The sequence below is a fragment of the Endozoicomonas sp. 4G genome, from assembly GCF_023822025.1.
Lineage (GTDB): Bacteria > Pseudomonadota > Gammaproteobacteria > Pseudomonadales > Endozoicomonadaceae > Endozoicomonas_A.
In genome coordinates, this window is the sequence record NZ_CP082909.1 from 521,500 (window position 1) to 541,588 (window position 20,089).

The 20,089-nt window shown below is 51.7% G+C and carries 3 protein-coding genes (1 of these 3 cut by a window edge); 2 read left to right on the plus strand and 1 reads right to left on the minus strand.

Annotated elements, in window-relative coordinates:
* Nucleotides 1-7,501, plus strand: the final stretch of a protein-coding gene (locus tag K7B67_RS02290) for a TcdA/TcdB catalytic glycosyltransferase domain-containing protein (RefSeq protein ID WP_252178756.1). Its footprint begins 20,486 nt before the window's first position; 7,501 of the gene's 27,987 nt are visible here — the last part of the coding sequence; its start codon lies beyond the left edge, outside the window; its stop codon occupies nt 7,499-7,501.
* Nucleotides 7,502-7,799: 298 nt separating this feature from the next.
* Here the strand turns inward: K7B67_RS02290 and K7B67_RS02295 are convergent, their stop codons facing one another.
* Nucleotides 7,800-9,434 (minus strand): IS1634 family transposase, encoded by a 1,635-nt coding sequence (locus K7B67_RS02295; RefSeq protein ID WP_252178757.1) that lies wholly within the window; start codon nt 9,432-9,434, stop codon nt 7,800-7,802.
* Nucleotides 9,435-9,903: 469 nt separating this feature from the next.
* Here K7B67_RS02295 and K7B67_RS02300 point away from each other — a divergent pair, with 469 nt between their 5' ends.
* Complete coding sequence (locus K7B67_RS02300; protein WP_252178758.1) at nt 9,904-20,076, plus strand: hypothetical protein; 10,173 nt, start codon at nt 9,904-9,906, stop codon at nt 20,074-20,076.
* The last annotated feature ends 13 nt before the right edge of the window (nt 20,077-20,089 follow it).

Below are 20,089 nucleotides of genomic sequence, written 5' to 3' on the forward strand. Positions count from 1 at the left end.
TGGCCAGATGGCTGACATGGTTGATATGTCCGACCGTCATTTCCGGGAGGCCCTGCAAAAACTGGACAAGGCAGGTTTGCCAGCCGGTCAGGCAACAAGGCTGCCCGATGCAGACTGCGTTCTGTGCGACGGCTCCGAACCGGTCAAGACCCTGATGACCCTGATGGAGCGGGTCAGCAGTCATCTGGATGCCATTGAGGCCAGTGATCGCTTCATCAATATCAGGCAGGCTGCCGGTGACAAGGGGTTGCTGGCAGACGCCTTCCTGCTGCTGGAACAGGGACGTTTTGCGGCGGTTACCACCGAGGACATTCTCGACAATCCGGGGTTCCGAAGGAATCTTCTTGATCTGTTACGGCAAGCGCTGGCGGAACGGCAGGGACTGACGCCAGAGCAAGTCATTGACCGAATGGTCATTTTGCTCAATGACTCGGGCTACAGCGCCGACGACACCCGCTATGTCAAGGAACAACTGCTTGCAAGCCCGGAATTCATGGAGCGGCTCCAGCCCCAAAACCAGCCCCGAAAAGGCCATACCGGCGGGGATGGCCCTGAGCCCGGTGGCCCGGGTGACGCCAGGCCAGGAGGCGGGTCGAAACGATGGCAAGGGAAATTCATGCGCACGTTGGACAGGCTGGATCGGAGCAAGAAATTCACCCGAGCCAGGGTGGGTTTCGGCACAGGGAATGCCATCGCTGGCTTAGCCATGTCCACGATGACGCTGATCAACCTGGAAAAATACGGGTACGCGATGCCTGATGAAGCCAGGGATATGGCCTATGCAGGGGCGAGCCTGGACATAATCGGCTCAACCTATGGCATTGCCATGGGCGGCAACTGGTTGCTGAGCAAAACCCTTGTCAAGACGAAAAATCCGGCAGGGGCCCTTGGCGTTGCTTTAAAACTGGGCCCAAAAGCGTCGCGAATGGTCGCCAGGGCTTTACCGGTTATTGGCAATGTCGTTGCTATTGTCTCCGGTTTTCTTTCGCTGAACGGCAATGCCGAAAACGCCGAGGCGGCAAGCAGGGCTGGCAACCATAAACAGGCGACCATTTTTGCCGTAATGATGGGTCTGGATCTGGTTATGCTTGGCCTTGATGTGCTCAGTACGGCGCTGGACTTCCTGTGTCCACCACTGGGTCTTATTGTCGACCTGGTCAGTACACTGTTGGGTTTCGTGCAGACTGCCCTGGCGGCACTGATGCCGCCACCTAACGCCAGGCAGGATTTCGACGCTTTATTGGCGGGCGACGAATTCAAGAAATACGTTGACGGCAAGGCAGCTCAATTTGAGAAGGCGGGCTACAGGAAGTTTCAGCTCTTTCAGGACGCCAGCGATTTTCTTGATCAGGATAAGTATGAGGATAATCTCGAGTCATTGAGGATATCTATTAGCCGAATTCTGAATGGTAAAAGAGACAAGGGACTTGCTCTTGAAGATAAGCTCAACCTCAGGCGAGTGCTGAGAGGGACGTCTGAGCAGGACTATATGTATGGTGAGAAAGGTTACAAGATATTTTATGGTCTGGGTGGTAATGACACCCTGATCGCTGAGCAGGGGGAGCTCTATGGCGGACCAGACCATGACCGGTTGATCCTTAAGAAAGGTACAGCAGAAGGGGGCAGAGGCCACGATATTATCCGGATCGAAAAGTCAGGGAAGGCGTTTGGGGGCCCCGGTAATGACCGGATCTGGATCGACGGCTCAGGGACTGCCTATGGCGACGATGGTAATGACCTCCTCTATCTGCGATATCGCGGGATAGGCTTTGGCGGACCGGGTGATGACACTATTTTTAACGGCGCGCTACAGTCCGGCGGCGCCGATAATGACCGGCTTATAGATGGCCTTGGCGATATCGAACAGTATGGCGGTTCGGGAAACGACGTGCTGCAACCGGGTTTAGGCAAAGGGAACATTAGAGGGGGATATGGAAAAGATACCCTGGTTTTGCCGGAAGAGATCAGGTTTCCTTACTCCAGAATCAACAACTTCTCGCAAAAGGTCAGTGGTTACTATTACCTTCACAGGACAAAATCCCGCGCATTCTTCGAGGTTAACTTACCAGCAGGACGCTGGCTTAACCATTTTGCTGAATACCTGCAAGACTACAACCTTAAGCGCCTTGCGCCGGATGGCAAGGAAGCAGAAGGAACAACCCTTCTTAAACTCTTTGGCGTAACCGAGCGCACTTTCAGGTCCATCAAAGTCACAGCCAACCCCGACGGGGATCTGAACCCAAAGAAATTATACATTGCCCCGCTGTCAGAGATAAAAGCCGACTACCCGCGTGAACAGGATGACAAGGCACTGATATCTGAACATTTTCTGATGGGGTACGATGAAAAGCACACAGGCGTAAAACGGATTTCTGATCAGTACAGCAACCAGACCTTCTATTACGCTGGGACAATCATTTATAAATTCGCCAGCAACTGGAGAGGAGATACACAAAGTGGTCATGTCTATTTTTCGAATCAGGGCATCTACCTGAAATCAAACGAGGACGTGTATTACTTCAGCAAGCAGGGACTGATAGAGCGCAGCAAAAGAGACCAACCCAATGAGCCCACCGTATTTTACACAACCCTCTGTCAGCTGCTGGAAACCGGGGGGACAATTAGCGGCATTGAAAATGTGGTGGGTTCGAAGCAAGGTCTGATCGTGCGGGGAACTGCCGAGCCCAACAAAATTTATTTGAAGGGGGGTAAAAATGTAGCCCATACCCTGGGCGGGAATGATGTTGTCAGCACGGGTAATGGAATTAACCTGATCCACCTGGGGTCGGGTGATGACCAGGCATTTTTGGGTGAAGGCGCGAACAAGGTGTATGGAGGTTCTGGCAAGGATACCGTTTCTTACCTTCTCAGAAAAAACGGGGTCAGGCTGGATCTCACCCACCGGAACCCTTCGGATTCGTCGGCAGGACAGCATCTGGAACAGGTAGAGGTCATTCAGGGCTCCCCAAGCAATGACAGGATCCGTGGCGATCACAGCAATACCCTGTTCGTTATCACTAATGGCACCAACACCGTGGATGTCCGGGGCGGGAACGACACGGTGCTTGCCAACGGCGGAGAAACCTCTATCCGGTTGCGCAGCGGCTTTAACAGGGTGGTGCTGGGTGAGGGCTGGCACGAGGTCTATACGGGCACTCACTCGGACATCATCTTGCTGCGTCGTGGCAGCGATCTGGGCAATCACAAAATTCACGCTTATCAACACCAGAAGCCTGCAACAGGAAAATGGCCAGTCGTGGTCGTCCGTTGGGAAATAGCCGGTAACTCTTGTGAGCACCGTCAGAAGGCCAGTTTGACGTTCAATCCCTTTGACCAGAGCCTGAACCTGCTTTTTGACGCTCAAAAGCCTGATGAGCATGCGACATTTGTCTTTCATACCCCCGGCTTATCCGACTTCAACACAGTACAGGTCAATACTTGTATTTACTGGGACGACGTGGCAGGCAAACAACCTTTTCGGTCACTGACCGAGTCCCTGACAACCCTGAGGAACACTACCCTCGCGACTCATGTTAATTCAGGCAGCAGAACATGCCGGACCACAAGAGTAGTGGATGACTATGCCTTTACCCAAGAGGAGATGTTGGCATTTTTAAATCGCTACCCTGAAAAACCGGTAGGTCAATTCCCCCGGGATCAATGGCGTCAAAAGACTGAGCTGGAAAGCCTTGCCGATGAAGGAAAAACCCTCGGCGCCGGCCTGCACAGGATTGCCAGCCAGGAAAGCAATAATATCACGCTGGTGGTTGAGTTTGGTTTCGCTTCTTCCAGATGCAATCCAGGCAGTGGTATTTTACGGAAGCTGACGTTTAAGCTGAATCAACAGCAGGTGCTTACTGAAGGTTCTGGTATTTTGCGGAGGCTCTCTGTCGTGCCCCAGGGTCTTGGTTTGTTGGAGTTATGGCACACACTGACTTTAACATTGTTTGAAACCGGGGCAGACGGTCGCAGAAAACAACATGGCCGCCCTCAGGTGGTACCGGGATTCAGGAAGGCGCGCCAATATACCTCGTTGTCTAAATGGACTGAAATATTCCCCGGTCAGCCAATGGCTAAAACCCTGAACATGCTGGAGATGGATTATACCTTCAAGAGTCCTTTTATTCTCAAATGCAATGCCTCTCCCTCGTACAACAGCTCCGTGATTATGCCGACGGTTCACCTTGATCTGTCTTCAGACTCATACGCTGGCACCCCCATCATTATTGGCGGCCCGGGCAATGACCAGCTGACGGGTAACCCATCCACGGATAACGTGTTGCTGGGCATGGGAGGTGATGACCGGTTGCAGGATATGGGAGGCAACAACCTGTTCACTGTCGGCATAGGTAATACGACAGTGATTACCGGCGGAAAGGGACACAGCCAGCTGGTACACGACAAGTCTGCCGTCGTCTATGGTACCCGGCTCTTGCAGCAAAGCGCCAAAAGCCTGACCGCCAAGGTGACCATCTCGAACTATCAACTGGATGGCATGACCGTCAATGTGACAGAGGGAGTCATAAAGACCCGTTGGCGAAATACTGACTTAACAGGCAGTTGGCGCCATCACCAGACAGTATTCAATGCTATCGACAAGATTGCCGGGAGCCCGGGAAATGATATCTACGTTGGCAGTAATGGTACGGATATTTTCAGCACCGGGGGTGGCCGGGACCAAGTCAGCATGGGGGACGGAGACGACCGGGTCATCATTGACGCCCCCTGGCAGAAGGGTACCTCGCTGGACGGAGGTAGCGGCGCCAATACACTGGTTTTTGATTTGTCCGTCAGTCGTGATGTGACGGTCGACCTGAAGGATGGTTTAACGGTCGATCACTTTATCCTCGAAGACACCGGGAAGGGCAACATAAGATTTTCCGGTGATGATAAGGATAACGTTTATGTGTCCAGAGGCGCCCTGCGCAGTTTTAATGGCCGGGAAGGGGATGACTACCTGTTTGTTCTGAAGCTGCCCGACCATATCCATTTTAACGGTGGTCCGGGCAAAGACACACTGGACTTAAGCCAGGCAGCCCTTGCCCCGGAATTTGTCCGGCTCAAGCTGTTGGTGCAAAAAAACTCAGTGAGCCACTCCTGTCCTGTAAACGATACGCAACCCTGCTCACCAGATATAAACATCAAAAGTCGTTTGTTTTTTACGTTCAGGATGCCCGGATCGCAGGTCACCTATCAGACATGGGATTCCACGGTCAGAAATTTTGAGGTTTTCAATGGCCCGACCAGCGACGATATTTTCGAAATCCCGGCCCTCGCTGGCCTCACCGTCAATGGTAAAGCGGGTAATGATACTTTCATCATTTCCGCTGCCCACATCAGCGGCAACAGTTCAATCACCACCACTGTAGGGGGAACAGGATACAACAAACATTATGGCAGCGAGGACGCTGACCGGATGGTGGCGAACCTGGGACCTGACCTGCTTGCTGGTAACCTGGGCCCGGATACTTACGTCATCCACGCGCAGGCCAATGGCACCCAAATCATAGACCGGGACAACGGGAATAGCCTGATATTGCACGGGGTACAACCGGAAAAACTGGACTGGCGGCTGACTGAAAATTATGACCGCCTGGAAGTAAACAACGATGGACAAATATTTTTCAGCATCGATTTACGACACGTTCCCCGTTGTGTACGCGAAGATAGCAGTCTGGTTACCGGGCACTTTATCGACAGTCTGGAGCAGCATATCTGGCGGCTGACAATGGTTGATCCTCTCAGCAACGAAGCCAGTGTACTGACCGGCCAAAACCTTCGGAGTTACTATTACTCCAGACTGACTGTTGATAATCGGCTGGATGGCACTTACCAGCTTGGCACTTACCCGCTTCGCAATGTCACGGCACCGGTGCATGGCGGGCCAGGTGATGACGTGTTCTTCATCTCAGGTACGGTCAAGCCGGAGGCCGGGCTGTTTGGGGGGGCGGGAAATGATATTTTCTACCTCAAAAGCAGTGGTGCCAGCGTATATCCCGGCTCCGGTAATAACCTTGTCAGACTGGAACTGGAAAATTCAGAGAAAGACGGCAAAGAAAATGGCACGGTGAAGCTGTTCTTTGCCCCCTCTTCGTTTAACCGGGTTCAGTTGAGTGGTGTCAGCCTTACCGATTTGCAGGCGGCAAGCTGGCGTTCGCTGGATCAGCGCAATGCCACCGACAGTGGTGACCAAGCTCCTTGTCCAGCCGGTTTGTCACGTCTGATGCCGCCTCCGGTCACTGGCGGCAGCTTTATCCTGGCGGCATGGATGCCGCTGGACAAGGGAACACAAGCCGGGAGCACACTGGTTCATTTTGCCAATGCTGACGGCTCTGATGCCATCAGCTTAAGTCTGAAATCGGGTGAGCTGGAGATCAGGCTAACGGAGGGTGTCAGGGTCTTTCATAGCAGGGTCAGGCCATTTTTTACCTCCCCTCGTCAGCACCTGGCCATGACAATAGATGACAGTGGGTTTCTAACCATCTACCGGGATGGCCAGGTTGCTCTGGAAACCGAGGCCTTCAAACCACGCAGAAAAATTCGGGCGCTGAACTGTTATGCCGTTGAGAAACTGGTCATCAGTCAGCATCTCCCATCGGCTGAAGGCATAAAAATGATGGCATCCGGTCTGGAATATCTGGTGAGGATAGGCCATTGGCGAGATCCTCACCTTATCTATGCCAATGATTGGCCAGACAGCCTGGAGCTGGATGACGGGATTCTGGATAACAAGCAATTCATCCGTCAACGGCTGAAATCTGGCTATTCACTTTTGCATGAAAAAATCCCCGGACATCAATACCTGATAGATGAAGAGAGCACCACTTACCAGTTTGCTGGCGATGACTTCTCTAACTCTGACCAATGGGTTCTGGCAAACGCCACAGGTACGGCTGACCAGCTCGAGGTTAATACCCATGACTGCCAGACATTGCACTATCAAAAAGCAGGCGGGGATCTTATCCTGACTGTCTCGCCGAATACTGGCCTGCTGAAAAACAGCGACAATAGCTCAGAGCCGATAAACGCTACCCAGAGCCTTCGGGTGCAGAATTTTTTCAGCAAGGAAGGCGAGACGATTGAGCGCCTGATCGTCAATAACCGGGTGCTCAGCATGGGCGAAGTGCTTGCGCAAGTGGACGCCCCCCAGTCAAATGGCAGTCGCTCATTGAATGAGAGCATCCCGGAGGATGCATTGGTCGCTCAGGGTGGAGGCAACGGCACCTTCTCCCTTCTAAACAGGATCATTCGCCGGGGGCGACGGCTGGTGAAATACCTGGGCAGTCTGGCCGGAGGTGAGAAAGACGACGTTGGATCGGGTGAAGCGGACAGTGAACAACCTGTGGTGGCAAGCCTGAATGACACAGAACTGAACCAAAACTACCAGCGACTGGTTCAGGAGATTAATGCCACGATGGGCAATCGTAGTGGTGAGAGTTCGTCGTATGTGCCGACGGGAAGTGGCGGAATAATTCAGAATCTGACGACGCCGGGGATATAAACGACGTAGGTTAATTAATAAAAAATTAAAAACCACTGTCGCTAAAAATTAATACATTCTGGGACGACCACGCTTTTTAGCCACGGGAGTCGGAAGCGTCCGCCAGCAGTCGCAATGGCTGCTCACAGACTTCCTGACGCACAACCTTGAGCATGGCAACCGTCTCGCTTTTTACTGGACTTGAGACGGTTGCTTTTAGCAGATTCTGGATGAATTAAGTAGAACTATTGTCCTTTGAAAACTCTAAAGTCGAGTAAGAGCTGTGATCAATACATATAGCCGACATTCACCACCCCAATCAGGAATAAATCGACTGGTACGTAGACCCTAAAATAAAAATGATTGTCGACTGGCTTTCCGTGATGCCTACCACATGCTTCTCCGTCCCGTCGATGACCCAAACATGAATGCCCTCAAAGCAGCTGAAAACCCATCTTCCTGTCGGATTCTGGCCGGGTTTCTTCTTCATGTCTGGAAACGTTCGACTCTGCTTTTTCAGTTCATAGCGGATTCTGTGCTGGATAGCAGCATAGACCATCAGACAAAGAGTCATGATCATTAATAGTGCTTCGATACGTTCCGGCTTTTTGAGATACAGTGAAGACACCAAAAAATCCGGACTTTTCAGGAAGCGAAAACCTCTTTCAACCTGTTGTTGTGATTTGTAGGTCTTCAACAATTCAGCAGTGTTCAGCCGGTCAGTATCGGTATCATTGGTAGCCAACACAAAGCACCCCAAAGAGGCTTGTGCATCCAGCCTTGTTTGCACCGTTACTGAACAGCAACCACTTATGTAATATTCCTGGTAATCGGGTTCTACCCCTTCAGCGGGGCGACCTCTGCCTTTATAGCAGGGTTTAGAGGTAATCTGAGGTTCTGCCTGACAGAGCTCTGATTGTTTCTGCCATTGTTTAAAGGCTTCCATGGCATCAGCTTTGCACCGGAATCCCTTTTTGCTGAGCTTTTCCAGCTTCTGAAATTCTTTGGTGGATTTTTTCCGCATACGCCTTGTGAGCGCTTTCTGTTCTGTCTCCTGGCTTTGCTTATTGCGAAACATGACCCAGCGTTGCTCCACATCCGCATAACCAGACGACACTTCCACAGCTTCGTAATGCTCAAAACCTTCGACCGCCTTCATGGCGCGTGACGGTGCACTTTGCACCAGTTCTTTGCTAGCCCCAATATTGAGAGGAACCCGGGATATGAACCACTGATCCTGCTGGTCAAGCTCCTTAACCGTTTCTGAGGTGTACAGAGCAGCATCACCGACGAAGTACCTGGATTCCAAAGCCGCTTTGAAACTTTTCAGATGTTCGGATACCACCAGTTTGAAGCTGGTCTTATCCGTTACATTGCCACTGGCAGCCTTCATAAACAGGGGGATGCCTGCTTTGTTTTCTGTCATCAGAAGCAATATGGCCTGATTTAAATCCGGACGATGATCACGACTGTAGCCTTTGCACAACCTAATGCAGTTGAGGTCTTCATCGTCCTCTTCGCTGTCGCTGTTATAACGTCCATCGACGTGTATGCTGGTGCCGTCGAGATTTAGGGCATCGCATGGGAGCTTGAGATGTTTTACGACCTTGATAGCCAGTTCAAAATAGACTTTACTGGCATTGAGTTCAAAGAGTTCATCCAGCGTCCTGCCCAGAACCTTGTCGTTTATATGCTCAGGCTTAATACCGGGCCTGATCAGTTTATCAAGAGGTTTATTGGCGAAGAACCGGGGAAACATATGCAGAGATTGTCCGGTAAAGCCCAGACCATTGATGATCATGGCAACGACAGACTCACCATGGGATATATGCCAGTCATCAGATACCTTGGGGGCTCTTTTATCGATATGTTCGGCAATTCCAAGCTCTTTGCACATTCCAGCCACTAAACCAAGGTGATCCATGACCTGACTGCGGTATTGAACGGGAGGCATAAGGGGGTTTCCTGATATTTGCTTATCTCATAAATAGCAGAATTCAGGAAAATGTCAGGTGAGGTGGTGAATGTCGGTTACAGATTATGTCAGATTTTTAGTAGCGGCAACGGCTGGTTGCTTACCTGTACAGCCTGGCCGTAAGTGAAAACGCCGGAAATATAAACGACGAAGGATAATTAATAAAAACTAAAATCCCTATCACTAAAAAAACACGACAATATAATTATATAAAACGAATAATAAGGCCACTGTCGTAATTCCGAACTACACTGCATGGTGGAATTTTTTCGTATCTAAAGCCCTGCAACCACACACCAGTGAAAAATCGAGTGTCGTAACCGAAACTGAGGCTGTCGCAAAACTCCGGTTCCCATGCTTTTAGGCTCTGTGGGTCCCGGCGTCGTAACGAGTGGTTAGAGTTTTACGACACCCTCAAACCATGTGGGGCAGTCCGTCAGGTGTTATCATGCCAAGTCCAAACATCAGAGTACCCGAGAATATTCATGTCAGTGTCGTCAGTCCCGTAGAGGGCTGGGAGTTCAGTGTTCTGGCAATATGGGCCAGGGTGAACCCGCAGCATACAGTCCACGTATGGGCTCCCGAACGTTTGATATATCAAAAAATTCTATATTCGCTGCTTTTTTCTGAAAGAAACAGAATAACTATTGAGAAAGATTATCCTGTTGATCTTGCTCAGTTGAGGGAGAGCATCTGGGCAAAAGTTGACAGTTTTATGGGTGAAGATGCTGCCATAGAAAGCCTGAATATAATGGCATCTGATTTTTCAAATAATGTAAAGGCGGCATTTAACATCCAAATAACCAGAGTCAACAATTTCTTATATGAAATTGAAAGTTCCATCAGCAATGCTGTAGTTCATAAAGACACGGGCTATTTTGAAACACTCAACAAGGATTTTATCAGGCACAGTTTAAGTCTTGCTAACCCTATAATAATCGAAAGATATATAGGACTGTCTCATGAATACGAACTTGGCGGGGTATATATTGATAAAGGAATAATGCCAAAGCTGAAGCGCAATCCCTTTCTAAAAAGGGGTGATTTGCTCGACCCGATATCGGGAACGGCAGTAGGTGAAGAGAGGAGAAAAGAGCTTGAAAGAGCTAAGGTACGCGCTGTTTTAGAGAAACTGTTTTCAGAAAAAATTATTCAAGACCCTGCTCCTTATTTTGAGGCATACGACAAAAACCTACCGATAGTACTGCTTAGTCAGATCAAAGGCATCGTAGATAACACCCCTATTGGTGACCTGTTCCATGCTCTGGAAGAGCACTCTCTATACGCAAGTAGCCACTATAAAATATTTTTAAATGCAAAAGTAAATTCTGAAGGAAATATTGTCGCCAGATCTCTTGCTGCTACAGTCCAGCCAATAATGGTAGCGGCTCGCCTGAGAAATCCAGTATTCAAAATGCTACTCGATGAAATGCGTTTTCTGCAAGGAATTGCGGGTAATTTAAGAAAATCATCGATAGACATAGAAGAACTCTTGCCTGGCGCAAAAGAAAGTATCGAAAAATTCTACAGAGAAAACAGAGTCACTATCTCCAGCGATAGGATTGATGAAGTTGTAAGAATGTTACCTGCTCTTTCAGATAATACCAGGGAGTTTGACTACCGCGTTATAAATCAATTAGGTTATGACGCTTTTCAAAGAATAATAAAATTGCAAATAAGTGGAAGGCCTTCAATCCATCTAACTGATAACCTGTTAGCGAACACCCCCTTTTATAACAGGAAATCTTATAACCATGACATGGACGATTTACATATAGAGCGTGAACGTAGATACGACAAATTAATAGTAATTGATGTTTGTAACAATAATGACGAAAAATCGAAATCGTTAACAAAGTCTTATGATATTTATAAAATGTACAAAACTGAAGAAGGCAGCGTTTTGTACGACGCTGTTGATGTTTCTAAAAAGGGAGGAAAAAGACTTATAATCTCAAAAGGAGCACCACCCAATAACATTGGCGAAGACACCAGAGTTATCATAACCGGAATGCTTGATTTCCCCGATATGCTGAGTCAAAGCTTCCCTTCCTACTCACGGGAAGTAGTGGCAGATCTATCATCGGTTATAAATAAGGCGATCCCCACGGATACCACCGTTCAAAGCATAACATTCTTTTTTGATAACTCTGCACAAAACATTCCGCCTTCCACGGGTAGATTGGATGCCAGCCATAGAGATTATGTTATACCTGAAGTTCTGAGGGAGTTGACCAGAGTACGCATCCGTGCAAATACGGCTGTTGGCGTCCGAGGTCCACTGTCAGCAGGGGTTCCTCAGCAAGATAGCCCGTCAACCTCTGCAGATGTACCCTTTCCTGAACTCAACCGTATTGTTTTTACCCTGACTAACGACAACATCGTTACATTCCGGGCCAGATTCGGGTTGGCTTCCCTGCCACCCCGAATTAAGTTTACCGGTATCAGACACAACGTTGGGCACACCAATACCAATACCAACACCAACACCGAACCCGAAGTTAGGCGTACGGATGCCGACCCCAAAAAGGATTTGATCAAAACCGTAGTCGAACATGAGTTTATCGAACCCAGACTCAAAGAGGATTTGATCAAAGTCGTAGTCAGAAGCAAGCCTGTTGATGAGACCACCAAAGAGAGTTTAATCGATACCATTGTCCACCATAAGTCTATCGATTCAAGGCTCAAAGTAGCTTTGGTCACAGCCATAGTGGGAGATAAGTTCGGCCATACCCCACTGGAAACAGATACTTCGGTCGAAGTCAGGCCTGCCTCGCAAGGTGAGGTTCGCGTACCCGTGATCGAAATAGACAGTTCGAGCGAAGCTGAGTCTGACTCTGACTCTGATAGTCCGGAAGGTGAAGCACACAGGCCCTTGATCGAAGTAGATAATTCGCAAGGTGAAGCACACAGGCCCTTGATCGAAGTAGATAATTCGCAGGGTCAAGCACGCAGGCCCTTGATCATATCAGATAGTTCGACCGAAACTGACCTCGACCCTCAAGATACCAGAAGAGATGCCAGCCAATACTCGTTATACGATGATTTTCAAAACGCGCTCTTACATGGATTAGTGGAGCAACCTCCGGCTCGAAGGGTTGCTTTCGTCAATCCGGACAGGACAGAAACTCTTCGTATGGAAGACACGCTCCGCCTGGCGCTGGTATCTTCCTCGTATAAGCAATGGCTTGCTCGCTATGCAAGTCTCTACCGGGGGCCTATCGAAGTCGGCATGCTTGAGTGGGAAATGAGACATTTCCAGACTGAAGAAGCAAAGCAAAGAGCCTTCGAAAATCTTAAAAGACGGGCACAGGAAAGGTTGTACGACATCTTCCCTCTAGATTATACAAAGGCAAAAGATGTCGCCACGCTTAACGGGCTATTCAAAAATGATTTTGAAAACATCAAGATTTTCAAAAACCTGCCTTCGTTGTCTTGTAGCAGGAAACGAAGATCAGCCAATAGCGCCAGATGTGAGACTCGACGTAAAGAGCTGGCGAATGCCCTCCGGTTACTTTCCGGCCCCGATACCCAACTCCATCTCAGAGATAACACCGATATCGCCCTGCTCGATACCTCCGACGAGGGGAAGCTCTGGTTGCAGGCGTTTTTCACCCGATTTCGTCGTCAGGAAGGCAAGGCCGCGTTAGCAGACACCCGAGGTGTGCACTCTGTCATTGCCCTGGACGACACATCGTTTACCCGCGCCCAAAATCGGATAAAGGCCGGGACCTTGAGTGAGCAGCCCCTGCTACTCAAGGCCACCCCCTCTGGCGGTTATGTGCTGCTTAAACCCGATGGCCGGGTTCAGTCAGCCATCGCCGGGGGTGACGGCAACCGCGTCACCCTCATCGGTCGGCCAGCCAGACTGATCACCCGTGCGTTAACGACACTGGTCACTGATTTCGCCCCGGGCGGCCGCATCGCCACCCTGACCGTCAGCAATCTTGCCAATAGCGATCAGCCCCACGGAATCATGGCCCTGAATGCCCTGAAAAGCTTCATGACCCAATCGCCTGCCAACGGCAAACCCCTGGTGGGCGAGCTGATTATCGAACCCAGGAGCGAAAGCATCCGTACCTTCAAGCAAATGGTAAAGGATGTCGAGCGTCTGATGCCGAAGGACCGTCCGGCGATAGACACTCTTGTGCTGCGCTCCCCGGTCAGCGGACAACCGGAATATCGGTTGTTTCCCGGCGAAACCACGGTGCTGATACCACCCTGGCCATCGGATTCAAAAGCCCTCCGGTATTTGCCACCCCGCGCGTCTGGTCGTCTTTCGGTGCCAGCGAAGCGCCAATCAGCGACAGAGGATGGTCTGTCCGTTGTCGCCAGTAAGCGGGGCGAATTCAGGCAGCGGCTGCTGGAGTTTGGCTCCGCCCTGAACGACATTAAAGCTCAGCACTCACTCCCCGACAGCATGGTCCCCCAACTGGATACCCTTCGTCAGGATAGCCGGGGCTGGCGTATGGACTTTGTGGAGCCTGACACCCTGGCGCGGAAGAACATTCGGTTTACGTCCGGAGCCCTTGGTCGCTTCAAGGGCTTTCTCCAGAGAGAGGGTCGCCAGGGGACATCAGTCAATGGGAAAAAAACCTCCACCGGCAGTATGGAAAGGCTCAGGTCTTTTATAGGCCTTTATGACCTGATGACAGGGATTGCCCCCATAGGACACCATTATAAAAATGCCTCGCCCGGGAATATGACGGACACCCAGCAGCAGATTTATATCGGGCGTCAGACGGTTTTTTATACGGCGATGGCATTACAAGGGATTGAGATGATTGATCTCGGTCGACGCGGGATCAAGGTGATCGCCCCAGCCGTCTTGCCATCACTTCCTGCCAGTAAGGCAGCGCCAAAGTTACCCGCAAATAGCGGACCCAAGTTACCCGGAGGACTGAAAAAAGCCACAGGAGCAGGTAAAAAAGCCGCTCGTTTTATACCCTTGGCGGGTTTCGGCGTGCAGGCTACCAGTCTCACCCTGACCGTGATCGAATATGAGACCGAAGAGGACCCGGAAGTCAAGGAACTACTGAAATCCAGAGTGATCTTTGAGTCGGTGGATGCGGCTGTCTCCATCATCTCAGATTTTGCCGGGCCATTAGGGTTCTTGATTGACGGGATCATGCACTTTGTCAGGAATATTTTTGATAGCCATTATCAAAGGAAGTTAAACAGGCTTATCTATAAAAAGTTACGGGAAGCCTCAGGTAAGGCGGCAGAGGTCTTTGATCAGATGCACGCTCAACTGGACCCCGGAAGTTTCCTGGCCGGCAATCAGACCCTCAATGCTTTGATCAGTGGGGATGACAAGAATCTCCTGACTCTGAACATCAAATCGATCAATCTGGTGAACCAAACCCTGACCTACGGTGGCGGCTTTTCATACCCGACAACCTTCGTCGCCTACAGCAATAACGACTGGGACTCGGACAGGTGCAAGAATGTGCCCTATGTAAAAAACGGTCCTCTCCATAAATGCGCCACCGAAGTCAACCGGATCGACTACTATGCTGTCCCCTTTAACCTGATCGACGACGCTCTGGCGACCTTATGTAAGAAGGAGTCACGTTTAACCGGGTACCAATGCGAAAACGGCGTGTTCCACAACCTTGAGCAGATGACCGATAAAACAATCATCTTAATGCCTTCCGTACCCGAGTGGAGGGTCAGGCTCCGCTACACGCCCTTTGCCTATGACGAGGAGAAGGACTTTCCGGGAAGTCCGCCAGACGGCAGTTCTCCCGGTGCACAGCTTCTGGATGCCGTTAGCGATAACAAGCTGAAACGGTTTTACCGGAAAAAAGTGGCAAGAAAACAGCTCACCAAGCATACGATAGGTGGCTCATCTACCATCTCCTATCTCTATAAATACCTTGGACAAATGTTCACCCATACGGACGGCCTGAAGTACCGTCAGTCAACCACCAGCCTGTATCTCGATAACAAGAATCACATCGTCGTCTTTCGTCAGATCTCTGCCCAATTATCCAGCCTGCTGAAATATGAACTGTACAGCCCTGAAGGGGCCGGCAACACCGTACTGATGTCTAACGGTGCTCACCACATCCGCATTCATCTCCATGGTCAGAAGACCTCTACCTGGGTACTGAACTACGACGGACAGCTCCCCTACACCTGTATTAGCGAGAGGGTCAATTGGAGTCAACGCTGTTCATCCGTGCTGAACCAGGCTAAAAAAACCTGGACGCTAACGCTGGGTGAGGCCCGTTTCCAGTTTCCTGCGCCGACGCCAGACGTCTCGTATAGAGTGATGGCCGAGGATGTCAACACACGGTTTGAGTGGCGGCCGGACCGCAAAGTGATTCACCGTTTGTACGACAATGGTGGACTGAATGACGGGTCCTCAAGAGCAACGAAACTAAAAGGAATCATGAACCATTACACTGGGGCCAGCCGGTTCCTGCCGCTGGAGCTAAAAGACTGCGACGCCTCAGCTCAGGTCCGTGCACGCTGTATGGCCGGAGCGCCAGAGCAGTGGCTGAGAATCTGGTCGGCGCCCGAAATACCGAGGCCGTGGCTGATGAACAGTGGCCGTGACCCATCACCCATGAGAGCTGATGAGCGGACCTCGTGGCTTGAGGAGAACCCGCTCTGGCGGCAACACAAACAGCGCTGTGACCAGCAGGTCAATGAGTATCTCAAGAAACCTTACCGCTGTTTCCCTGACAAGCTGGGACTGGCCGAGGCGGATTGGGCCCGGCTAGGCCAGGTCCGGATCTCGTTCGATACCCGTCACGGTAAGGAAATCCGGCACCTTGCCTCCAGACAACCCGTTCAGGGGAGCCCGGCTACTGGCTACTATTTTTTTGACGCCGTCAACGGTCAGGTGTTATTCCAGACCGCCGGGGCACTGAACCGGGAAATCAATCAGTTCCATGACCTTGACGCCAGCAAGTATGGCACCTTCTTTGGTAAAAGCGTATCAAAGGCAGTGCCGACCAATGATGATTCACAATTGCTGGTGTTTGTTGCCCCCTATTACTACCTGTTGACGGCCAGTTCATCCGGTCAGCTGTCTCATCGGGTGATTGCTGCAGAAACCCTGGATGGCCAGCTCAGCGCCCCTCCTTTGCCACCTGCAGCGGGATCCGGAACAACGACATCCGATCATAGACTAATTCCCATGCGGGTCGTTGATAACTACGACAAACGACGTATACTTCGAGCCGGTTTTTATGACGGTGACACCAAAACCCATATTGCTTTCCTGAACAGTTTGATGGATGGCGACGTGCCGGCAATTAAAAACGACGGAAGTCACTTGTGGACGATCAATGAGCGTGTCCAGAGGGCTCTGCGCGAGGAGCACCTGCCGGTCCACAAGGTGGTGTGGGACGGGACTGTTTACTACATTTTGTTCAGCAAGCTGTCCGGCAACCTGCATTACCTCAGCACCGACGTGAATCGACCTGGGGACATCCAGCGGCTGAACGCCGGTTTTCAGGTGATCCGCCCGGCAGGCGAGAAGCAAACGCTGGCACAGTCAAAGATGGCCGGCGACTCCATCTTTAGTGGTGTGCAGGCGCACTCCCGCAGCCTCCTGGCCGATACCAGCGATGGCTGTCGGCTCTGGATACCGGACAAGGCCTGGGACAACACCCGGGTGGTTAGCGAAAACCTGTCGGTGGAGTCAGGACCCTTTAAGAACTGGCAGGTCGAGGCCACCGGGCAGATCGTCGCCAAGTCGAACGATACCCTGAGTGTGCGTCAGTTCACTCCTGAATCCGGCGTGGTGATGGATAGCCTGAACCTGGGCAAGATGATCGACCTGACCTTCGCCAAACTGACCATAGACCACCCCGGCACAACCTGGACCACCGCCAGTGCCCGAGACTTCATCCGTGGGCTGAAGAAACTGCTGAAGGAGCGGGTGAAAGCGGGCCGTGAGAAGTTCTCGGCCACGGTGGGACTGGTGCCGCTGAGACCGATCACCGCGATCCCCGACCACCCCCTGTTCAGTGCCTTCGGACAACTGGATTTCTGGTACTATCCAGGCAATAACACCCTGCTGGCCGCCAACACCCGTGACCAGTTTGAGGTAATGGTTAACGGGGACGGCCAGCTGCTCGCCCTCTCGGGTACCCGCAAACAGGAAGCTTTCGAGTTTTTCCCCCGGCCAGACCAGGGCGCCAAAGGCCATCCCTTTTGTGGCAAGGGTACCGCTGTTCCGCTGACCGGGATGCCCAGTGAGTTCGATGATGACCTGATCTCCGTTCCCTGCCTTTACACCCTGCCAGACGTCCAATTACGGGGCAGCTACCAGTGGCAAACCGATGCCGGGGCATGGCGCATCCAGACACCGAAGGCCCAATACCTGGCCAACCGGGAGCGTCTGTCTCTGGAGACCCTGGACTTCAGCCAGATGGGACCCAGGAATGCCACCGAGCTACGAGGCTACTTGACCCGGAAGGATTTCAAAGAGACCGTAAAGTCTCTGCAAGTGCCAGTGGGCAATATCGACACCGGACTGATCGCCCTCAAGCTGCGCCCCGGCTATGCCGGGACTCAGGTGGCCTGGGTAGATTTCCGGGGCCGGAATTCCAGACAACAGAAATTTTTGTTCGGCCTGCCTGACAAGGAGCACAGTGTTCAGCAACTGATTGGATATACCACGGACAACACAAAGAGTTTCCGGCTAGTCAAGTCAACGACTGCCGTCATTTATAGCCCAAACAAACAGGCACTCTACCGGCTCACTTCCAAGAGTTATCAAGCTCTGGGGAACTTCAGCAGAGTGGCCGTGATCGCTGAAGGTCTGCTGCTGTCAGGAACCCCCGAAGCCGACAAGATCAAACTGGCAGCGTTGCGGCTGGACACTTACTACCGCGAGCACCAGGAGGCCTTTGTCCAGAAAGGTACCCGACAGCGGTTCGGGGTTCTGGTGGAAGGCCAGAGCGGGTCGGACGTGATTGAATTGGACGAGAACGACTTGTCGTTTTTCGCCAGAATCATTATTCACCCTGGTTTGGCTGAAGAAAACCCTGCTAAAGAAAATACCGCCGTTCACAACCAGACACGCACCCGCATTGAGCTGAATGCACCGGCCTTCCTCTTCAGGGTCAGGCGCTGGGGTAAGAACCTGATTCTGTCCAGCCGGTTTAGTACCGACGACGCCGAGATCGAGATTCGGGAGGTCCTGGTCAACCAAAAAGACCGGCTCTTGCAGCCCACGACCCTGGCTTTCAGTGACTTTCAGGTGCCGTTATCCGATCTGGCGGCATGGGTAGTGGGCTCTGACCAGGGGGTGGTGTTTCCATTAGCGGTGAGCAGCCTTCTTGTCGGGGAGGAGCGCCTTCGATTCATCAAGGCCACAGCCAGCAACCCCCTGTACATCCAACGAGATCAGTCAGTGAAAATCGTCACGGATCAGGCGATGGATGGGATCAGACTGATACTGCAACCCCAGGATCCCTCTTATATCAAACGTCAAGTGTTTATTAGCGGTACAGGGCTGTTCACCGGCTCAGGGCTGTTCACCGGCTCAGGGCTGTTTAACGGCTCAGGGCTGTCGGGCTGGGAGCCGGGCAGTGTACAGGTGAGTGGGCCAGAACCCCGCAGTAATTACCATCCATGGCCATTTATACCCGCCGTTATCAGCTCTTCTGCCATGGGCAACGGGACAGCGAGTCTCTGGGGCAATAGCCGTAATAACGTCTTGTACCTTGGCGCCGACGCCCGGCAGTGGTCACTCCAGGGGCGGGGTGGTGATGATCTGCTGCTGCTGGGAGCTTCGGAAAACACCGCTGCGCGACCTGAATTGCTGGCAAGCATGAACGATCCTTGTGACAACCGAAGATTCAATGCACCCGGCAATAGCAGCCTGTGGCAAGCCTTCCTCGACTGGACTCGCCCCCTGGCCGGTGGTGTCGGCAATGACGTCTATGACCTGCGGGCAAGCAAGCCTGCCCGCACAATAGACGACCATGGCAATCATTATATCCTCCTGTCGTCTGAATCGAAGGCAGATTTACGACGATTGTCTGGTGACAACAGCACCGCACTGTTCTTTACCGACCTGACCGCAGAACAGGTGGCGTTCAGCCGGTGTGAACCGCAGGCACAGAGCAACCTAACCAGCAGCAACCTCACCAGCAGCAATAACTCCCTCCCATTGGAGAGCCAGATCGTCAGGATCATCAATGCCGACACTAACCAGACGCTGGCGCTGGTGAAACCGGAGGTGCTGGCCAGTCTGTACTTTAAAGGCGGACAAGTCAGCCTGAACCCCATGGCGGTAATCAACAGGAATGACAGTCAGTTAGCTATGGACGACAGTGACGGAGGAGAGAGCGGAGCCCTGGCCTACCTGAACAGCATCATTGTCAGGGGGCAACGGCTGGTTAATTACCTGTGCAGCCTGGTCGGAGGTGAGAAAAGCGACGTTGAAACGGGTATGGCGGAAAGTGAGCGGTCAGTGATGGCAAGCCTGAATGATACGGAACTGTACCAGCACTACCAGCGACTGGTTCAGGACCTCAGTGCCCTGTCAGGCAATGGCAGTGGCGAGAGCTCGTCGTTGGTACCATCGGCAAGCCAGAAAATGATACAAAACCTGACGACTCCGCTACCTTCGACTACGATGGGTCAAGGCTAAACGACCTGCTAGT

Coding starts and splice junctions, on each gene's coding strand:
- K7B67_RS02295 (WP_252178757.1), bottom strand. CDS start 9,434: ATGCCTCCCGTTCAATACCGCAGTCAGGTCATGGATCACCTTGGTTTA.
- K7B67_RS02300 (WP_252178758.1), top strand. CDS start 9,904: ATGCCAAGTCCAAACATCAGAGTACCCGAGAATATTCATGTCAGTGTC.